Below are 8,327 nucleotides of genomic sequence, written 5' to 3'. Positions count from 1 at the left end.
CTTGAACAGATCGTTTGGGTGCAACAACAAAACCATCGCGCTTACCTGTCACATCGGCGAAGGCGAATACGTGAAATTTTCAAAGAACACTAACTATCGTTGTAGGGTTAAGGCTGCGGTAATTTGTCATAGAAGCACTTTATGCAAATAGGGAAGGGCAACACAGCATCCGCATAAACGATCAGTATCGCATTTGTTTCATTTGGACCGACAGTGGCCCCATGAATGTTGGGATTATTGATTACCATTAACCAGTGTCATCCATAAATGGCCAATTTGCTCGATATCTGCGTTATGCTCAAAATTTTATCCTCGGAATATCAACTATATGCACCCCAAGGGCATTTCTTTCAGGGCACCTGCGGTAAGATTTTTTGCATGCCTTGATCTCAAACAAATTTGCCTATTTCTGGATGGACACTAACTGAATGGTAAGAATGCGAGCGTTTCCCATGATAAAAACGCCCCTTGTTTAGTCCAAAACGGCGTGGATGTCAACAAAGCGATCTTGTTGGAAATTTCCGCTGAAGCTACAGCGGAAAGGGGACACCATACAGGCCGGCGGTTTCATCGAGACCGAACATCAAATTCATGTTCTGAACGGCCTGCCCGGCGGCCCCCTTGACCAGGTTGTCGATGGCCGACATCAGTATCAACCGGCCGCTTCCGGGGTCCACGGCCCAACCGATGTCACAAAAGTTCGTTCCCTTGACATGCAAGGTATCCGGGGAGCGGCCGGAGGGCAGCAGGCGGATGAAGGGCTTGCTGCGGTAATGGGATTCCAGGCAACCCTGGATTTGCGATTCATCGGCACCTGGAGACATCGTTACATAAACCGTACTTTCCATCCCCCGGGTCATGGGCACCAAGTGGGGTACGAAGGTGATTCTCACCGGCCTGCCTGCGCAGCGGGAAATATTCTCCTCGATTTCCGGCGTATGACGGTGTCCACCCACCTTGTACGCTTTGAATGACTCGTTGACATTGCAGAAATGGGTGGTAGCTGTGGCTTCGCGGCCGGCCCCGCTGACCCCGGATTTGCAGTCGGCAATGACGGTGGTCGGATCCACCATCTTCTCTTTGACAAGCGGCAGCAGTGGCAGCAACACACTGGTGGGATAACAGCCCGGGTTGCCGATCAGATCCGCAGCCGCCACCCGATCGCCATAGATTTCGCACAGCCCGTAAACCGCCATGTCCATCAGGTGGGCACAGGTGTGGACCTGGTAGTGCGACTCGTAGGCGTCTCGGCTGCTGAACCTGAAGTCCGCGGAGAGGTCCACCACCCGCAGTCCCGCGTTTAGAAGGTCGGGGACCATGGCCATGGAGGCCTTGTGCGGCAGCGCCAGAAAAACAACGTCGGATTTTTTTGCAGCCGCAGCCGGGTCGCTGTCCGCACAATCCAGATTCACGAACCCTTTCAATGCAGGATAGATGGCATCGTAGGGAATTCCGGCATGCTGCCGTGAGGTGATGACGGACAGGGCCACATCCGGATGGCCGGAAAGAATTCTGACCAATTCGGCGCCGGCGTAGCCAGTGGCGCCAATCACAGCTGCACGAAGCATGGGGACTCCTTAACCCGGATAGACCGGGAATAACTGATTGCCGACATTAAATCTAAAAAACAAACACCAAATAACAAAGCTCAAATAAATTGCAAATTGCAATATCCAAATCTCAAAAAGGACAAATAAACCAACGGTTGCTCGTCATTTTGATTTATCCAATATTAATGACTGGAATGTCCTTTTTCACGATCATAAGGTTCATCAAGGTTTGAAATTTTGAATTTGGCTATTGTGATTTATTTGTCATTTGGTTTTTGGCTGTTGTGATTTATTCGATTTTGATATTTTTTCCCGACATAAAGCACGAATTTCCTGAATAAGATACTTATCGATCCGCTCATCCGCCCAAATAAGCTTTCTTTACCTCAGGATCATTGATCAGGGTTTCGGAATCGCCTTCGAGCACCAGGTTGCCATTTTCCAGAACGTAGCCCTTTTGGGAGAACTTCAGGGCCAGCCGGGCATTCTGCTCAACCAGCAGAATGGCGGTGCCCTCCTGCCGGTTGATCTCCTTTAAAGCCTGGAACACATTCATCATCAGCAGCGGCGACAACCCCATGGATGGTTCGTCCAGGAGCATCAGGCGGCGGCCGCTCATGAATGCACGGCCGATGGCCAGCATCTGCTGTTCTCCGCCGCTCATGGTCCCCGATGCCTGTGACCGTCGCTCTTCGAGCCGGGGAAAGATTTCGAACACCCGCCGAATGTCTTTTTTTACATTGTCCCTGTCCTTGCGGGCAAAGGTGGCCAGTTGGAGGTTCTCCATCACCGTCAGGTTGCCGAACAAACGGCGGCCTTCGGGCACGTGGGTGATCCCAAGCTGGCTGACCACTTTGTCGGCCGGAAATGTGAGCAGGTCTTTCCCCATACAGGTCATGGCCGATCCGGCCTCAACCGGCACCATTCGGGAAACCGCCCGCAGTGTCGTGCTTTTACCGGCGCCATTGGCGCCGATGATGGTGACGATTTCACCGGCATCGATATTGAAGCTGATCCCATGCAGGGCTTTGATATTACCGTATGAAACCCGGAGGTTTTCCACGTTGAGCAGCATTAGAAATCCACCTCCTGTTCGCCGATGTAGGCCTCGATGACCTTGGGATGGTTCTGGACCTCGTTGGGCGTTCCCTCCACGATCACCTGGCCAAAGACCAGGACCTGCACGCGCTGGCAAAGCTCGTGGACCACCCGCAAGCGGTGTTCGATGAGAAATATGGCCAGATTGAAGCGTTCATGGGCTTTGCGGACCACCTCGATCATAGCCATCATTTCGTCCGGTGTCATACCCACCGTGGGTTCGTCCAGCAACAGCACCTTGGGCTCGATGACCATGGCCCGGGCCATCTCTACCCGGCGCTGGGCCCCGTAGGGCAGATTGACCACCAATTGGTCGGCGAACTGGTCCACGGCAAACATCTTCAGATATTCCATGGCCAGTTCCGTGGTATAATCCTCTTCCTGCCGGCGTTTGGGGGTATCCAGAAAGGCCCCTAACAGACCATAGGAGAGTTTCGAATAGCGGGCCATTTTGATATGTTCCAGAACAGTCATGTGACGCCAGAGCTTCATCTCCTGGAAGGTGCGGGCCAGCCCCATGGCGGCGGTCTCGTTGGGTTTCTTACCCACCAGTTCCTCACCATCGAAGATCACGGACCCTTGGGCAGGACGGTAAATGCCCGTCATCAGATTGAAGATGGTGGTCTTGCCGGCACCGTTGGGGCCGATGAGGCCGGTGATCTGGCCTGGGTCCAGGTTGAGATTGTATCCGGAAACGGCCTGCAGGCCACCGAAATTGTGACTCATATCTGTGACTTGAAGAAGCGGCATATCAATCCACCTCCTTGGGTCCGAACACCTGCCGGACATTGAACTCCTTAAAGGCGATCAGCCCGGTGGGTCGATAGATCATCACCAGAATCAGCAATAAGGGAATAACGATCCATTTAAGGATTTCAAGAGGGCGCAACGCCTCTCCCAGCAAACTGATGGAGACCGCGCCGACAATGGATCCGTAAACGGAATTCAAACCCCCGAAATAAACCATGGCCAGCACTTCGGCCAGTTTCTGAACACTGAACATGGCCGGGTTCACATAACGCAGTACGTGGGCCAGCAGGCCGCCGGCCACACCGGCCCAGAAAGCGCCGAACAAAAAGGCCGTCATCTTGGTTTTTCGGGTGTCCACGGTCATGGCCTCGGCCGCCGATTCGTCGTCGCGCACCGCGTTGAGGGCTTTGCCCATGGTGGACGTGACGAAGTTGTTGATGGTCCAGATGCCAAGGGCCATGGTGATGAAAATCACCGGCAAGGTAGCCCAGTCCGGCTGCCCGGAAATGCCTCGGGAACCGCCCAATGCCTGCATGTTTTCGAAAAAGCTTTTCACGATGAAAAGAAAGGCCAGGCTGATGATCGCCAGATAGTCCCCCCGGGTTTTAAAGGAAGGAATGGCGACGATCAACGCGCCCATGGAGGCCATCAAACCTCCGAAGATCAGCGCCAGGGGAAAGGTGAGGTAGGCAACGGAAACGTTGAAAACCGCATCACCCAGAACCTTGTCGCTGGCAAACAGACCCACCGTAAACAGACTGGACATGTAGGCGCCGATGGCCATGAAGCCGGGGTGTGAGCACGAAAATTCGCCCATGTAGCCGTTGATGATGTTCAGGCTCAAGGTAAACAGGACGGCGATCAGGGTCAATTTCAGGAAAATCAACCGATAATCGCTCATCTCGGCCCAGACATGCAGCACCGCATACATCAGTCCCAGCTGAACCAGCACGGTAACGATGAGTGGAAATCCATGAAGGAATCGGGCCAGTGCATTGGCCGGCTTGACCACAGCCCGGGCGACGAGGGAAACCGGAAGCAGGTAAATGACGGTCAGGTAGACCAAGGCGGCGGGGATGTACACCCAGGTAGCCCAGTTGAACGCATCCCCCTTGATCAGAAAATTGATTATCCCGGCCAGCACTTTGAAAATAGTGAGAAGGCCGAAAAGCACCGGCATCTTGGGCAGTCCCAACAATGATGTCAACCCTTCGCCGGCCAGCTGCTCCCAAAGCACACAGGCCATAAACCCGAGAAGGTATCCCAGCAGGGGCACCGGTTTGAAAAACAGACCCACCCGGTAAAAAATGCCGCCGGTCTGTTTCGGTGCGAGTGTTTCGTCCATGGTAATGTTTCCTTGTGCACAAATACAATCAGGATAAGAATTGACGGTTTCGTAAAAGGCACGATATCTGTGTTACGCCTCATTCCTCGGGGTTCGCAAGCCTTGATCTCGAGCATTTTACAAAACCGTCTGAGACATGATTTTTGTTTCACGTGTCGTCGGGATAATTCCAAACGGAATTAAAGTCTCAGTTTCGCGCTGTATGCCTGCCCGAAAAGTCCGTGCGGCCTGAAAATAAGGATCAGCAGGACGATGGAATAGGCGATGAGATCACGCAGGTTTGACCCGATATTAAGCGAAAAGAGCCGGTTCACGATCTGGATCGCCGGTACGGTCATGATTTCAATAAAACCGAGCATGAAGCCGGCAATGCAAGCGCCCATGATGGATCCACGGCCGCCGAGGATGGCCGCCACAAAGGCTTTCCACCCGAAGCTGACCCCCATGTAAGGGTCCAGCACCGGATAGGCCAGGCCAAATAGAATGCCGGCGGCGGCGGCCAGCGCCGAACCGATGGCAAACGTCATGGCTGCAATGGTGTTCATGGGCACCCCCACCAGGGGAACCACCACGTAATCGTAGGCCATGGCCCGCATGGCCATGCCCCACTTGGTTCGGCTGATAAACTGGTGAAGGGCCAGCATCAGTCCTATGGAAACCAGAACGATCATGATCTTCTTGTTGGTTACGAATACACCACCGATGTTGTAGGTGGTCGATTCGATAAGCTGGGGAAATTTTAGCCGCGAGCCGCCCAAAAAGAGGATGTTGGAGGTTTCCAGGATGATGCCGATCATCAAACCGGTGATGGCGGCAGATGCCCGGGGGGCCTCCCGCAGCGGCCGGTATCCCACCCGTTCGACGATAATACCCACAAAGGCGGTGAGAAACATGGAGATCAGTAGTGTCATTACCAGCAGCACCCAGCCGGGCAAAATGGCTGCCGCCCCGCTACCGAAAAGGGACAGCAAGCCGATAGACACGCCAAGCCCGATGTAGGCGCCCACCATGAAGATATCCCCATGGGCGAAGTTGAACAGCATGAGGATGCTGTACACCATGGAGTACCCGAGTGCGATCAGGGCGTAGAAGCTGCCCCACTGAAGGGCATTGACCAGGTTCTGCAAGAAAAAGGTAACGGTCATGGGCGACGGCTCCCGTCAAAAGGAAAGGGAAACAGGCATGCCCGCTCCCTTTCTTGTTGGGTCGGCCGCCACCCGGATAAAGGTGGCGGCCGGTGGATCACAGTAACAGTTTGTCGGTATGAGGAATTATTTGGGGCAGACCGATTTGAAAAATTCGAATTTGCCCTCGTCGTTGATCTTGACCACCACAGCGCATTTTTTCGGGTCCCCGTCGGGGGTGAAGGTCATTTCACCGGTGATGCCGGGGTAGTTCTTGATGGATGCCAGGGCGTCCTTCACCTTGGTGCGGTCGGCTTTGATATCACCGGAAAGCTTGCCGGTGTCCTTGATGGCCTGGACCATCAGACCCAGGGAGTCCCAGGTCAGGGCCGCCACATCGTCAGGGGTTTTGCCGTATGTGGCGGTGTATTCATCGATAAAGGCTTTGGTTTCACCCTTGGCACCAGCTGCCGCATAGTGGGTGGAAAAGTAGTAACCCTTGCAGGCGTCACCGCACAGCCCCATCAGGTCGCCGCCGCCCCAGGAGTCGGAGCCAAGGATCGGTTTGGTCCACCCCATCTCTTTGGCGGCCTGCACGATCAGGGGAACTTCGCTGTAGTACTGGGGGGTGAACAGCACGTCGGCGCCAGCCATCATGACATTGGTCATCTGGGCAGAAAAATCCTTGTCGCCGGTGGTGAAGCTTTCGAAGGCCACAACGGAACCGGGGCCGTGGATCGTTTCGAAGGCCTCTTTGAAAAATTCGGCCAACCCCTTGGGGTAATCGGCGGCGATGTCGTATAGCACGGCCGCTTTTTTGGCGCCCAGTTCATTGGTGGCAAAATTGGCGGCCACCGGTCCCTGGAAGGGATCCAAAAAGCAGCCTCGGAATACATAGGGCCGGTCCAAGGTGGTGTTGGGGTTGGTGGACCAGGGGCTGATCATGGGAGTGGCGTAGTTGTTGGCCACCTCACCCGCCGGCACGGCCTGGCTGGAGGACTGGGGACCGATGATGCCAAGGACACCCTCTTCGGTGATCAGTTTCGTGCTGACCTTGACGGCCGATTCGGCCTTGTATTCGTTGTCGTCGTAGAAAAACTTGAGGGCGTAGGATTTACCACCCACCTCGACTTTCGGGTTCTTCTTTAGGTACATTTCTGCCGCATTTTTGGATGATGCGCCGACGTCAGGGTTGTCGCCGGTGAGGGGGATGTTGAATCCGATCTTGATCGTATCCGCTGCGCCGGCATCCACCGCCGCAAACGTGAAAGCCATTACCGCAACCAGAGAAAATACGAGACCAACTGATAATTTACGCATGTCACTCCTCCTTTTGCTGCCAATTGGGTGGGTTTGGATGGAGAACGAAATGAATTGAGCTGAAATTGCAAAGAATTTCGGTACGTCTTCAGGGCGAAACAATGGTTGCATACCTGTGCACTGTGGCCGTTGGTGCAACGCGGAAAACGGACGGAAAGACGAGCAATTTTATTCGATTTATAACGTTCACAATCCGTTGTTGGGGGATGAATACCCCGAAGTGGATAGCTTGTCTAAATAGCATGGGCACATGTGTTTTTCAACGTCAATTTGCCAGAGGGGGTTCTGAGTTTTGAGTTCCGGGTTCTGGGTTCTGGGTTCTGACTTCTGACTTTTCTTATGAAACTACGTCAAAATGGCACAGTTTCAATTTCCGTTTAAACCGACCCAAAGTCGGCGGCGGCGCTGACTTCCGACTTCCGACCTCCGGTTACTTCCGGCGCGCCTGCGCCACCATCTGTTTTAATATCGCAATCACATTTCCTCCCCGCTCCCGGGCAATGCGGTGGGCATCATCCACAAGTTGCCGGGCATGCTCTTCCAGCAATGCCCTTTCCGGCAACGGCTGACCATTTCTTTCATACTGCCAGGCCAGCAGACGAATGGCCGCGTTTACCTGCTGGTTTTTCAAAAAGCCCATACTCGGACCTCAGTTTAAATGCCCTAACTTCGGAAGTACCAGCAACAACAAATTGCAAGCACCACATACCTGAAATATCAAACTACAAATACCAAATCTCAAACAAATTCCAATATCCAAATCATAAAAAGGCAAAAACCGGCAGTTGATTATCATTTGGTTTCGCCACTATTGATGATTTCGATGCCCATTCTTTAAATTCATAAGGTTTGAAGTTTTGAATTTGGTAATTGAGATTTATTTGTCATTTGGTTTTTTGGTTATTGTGACCCAAACTGAGCGATTGTCGAGCTTGCCGCAGATTCAAGGCAGATGTCGTCGCGCTATAGTGGACTATGCGCGGCGATAGCTAACGCCGAAGATGGGGTGAGATCGGCAAACCCAATGGGTTTCATCTTTTGAATACAACCATCGATGGTACCCAACCGTGATCGTTACCAATCGACCTTCTTCGAGAAAGGTGAATCGCTCAGTTTGGGATTAATTAAAAATTCAAAATT

7 protein-coding genes are annotated in these 8,327 nt (G+C 53.2%); all 7 read right to left on the bottom strand.

The genetic code is table 11. From position 1 onward, the window contains the following. Positions 1 to 530: 530 nt before the first annotated feature. Entirely contained in the window at positions 531 to 1,568 is a 1,038-nt protein-coding gene (argC, locus tag QNK41_RS02870; protein ID WP_319253554.1) for an N-acetyl-gamma-glutamyl-phosphate reductase, read from the bottom strand. A gap of 340 nt (positions 1,569 to 1,908) precedes the next feature. Continuing rightward, positions 1,909 to 2,625 (bottom strand): ABC transporter ATP-binding protein, encoded by a 717-nt coding sequence (locus QNK41_RS02865; RefSeq protein ID WP_319253552.1) that lies wholly within the window; start codon positions 2,623 to 2,625, stop codon positions 1,909 to 1,911. Continuing rightward, the gene (locus QNK41_RS02860) at positions 2,625 to 3,398 is read right to left on the bottom strand and encodes an ABC transporter ATP-binding protein (protein ID WP_319253551.1); all 774 of its coding nucleotides are present in this window, start codon (positions 3,396 to 3,398) and stop codon (positions 2,625 to 2,627) included. The genes QNK41_RS02865 and QNK41_RS02860 overlap by 1 nt, the downstream gene beginning before the upstream one ends. Before the next feature lies 1 nt (position 3,399). Further along, positions 3,400 to 4,743, bottom strand: coding sequence for a branched-chain amino acid ABC transporter permease (locus QNK41_RS02855; RefSeq protein WP_319253549.1), 1,344 nt, complete (start codon positions 4,741 to 4,743; stop codon positions 3,400 to 3,402). A 179-nt stretch (positions 4,744 to 4,922) separates the two neighbouring features. Further along, positions 4,923 to 5,888, bottom strand: coding sequence for a branched-chain amino acid ABC transporter permease (locus QNK41_RS02850; protein ID WP_319253547.1), 966 nt, complete (start codon positions 5,886 to 5,888; stop codon positions 4,923 to 4,925). A 126-nt stretch (positions 5,889 to 6,014) separates the two neighbouring features. Then, positions 6,015 to 7,187 carry an ABC transporter substrate-binding protein gene (locus QNK41_RS02845; protein ID WP_319253545.1) on the bottom strand — a complete coding sequence of 391 codons (1,173 nt, stop codon included), beginning with the start codon at positions 7,185 to 7,187 and terminating at the stop codon, positions 6,015 to 6,017. A gap of 430 nt (positions 7,188 to 7,617) precedes the next feature. Continuing rightward, complete coding sequence (locus tag QNK41_RS02840) at positions 7,618 to 7,827, bottom strand: hypothetical protein (protein ID WP_319253543.1); 210 nt, start codon at positions 7,825 to 7,827, stop codon at positions 7,618 to 7,620. Between the last annotated feature and the right edge of the window lie 500 nt (positions 7,828 to 8,327).

The sequence above is a fragment of the Desulfosarcina sp. genome (assembly GCF_033791525.1).
Classification (GTDB): domain Bacteria; phylum Desulfobacterota; class Desulfobacteria; order Desulfobacterales; family Desulfosarcinaceae; genus Desulfosarcina.
Note: the sequence above shows the minus strand (reverse complement) of the source record. Positions and strands in the feature narration are given on the sequence as shown.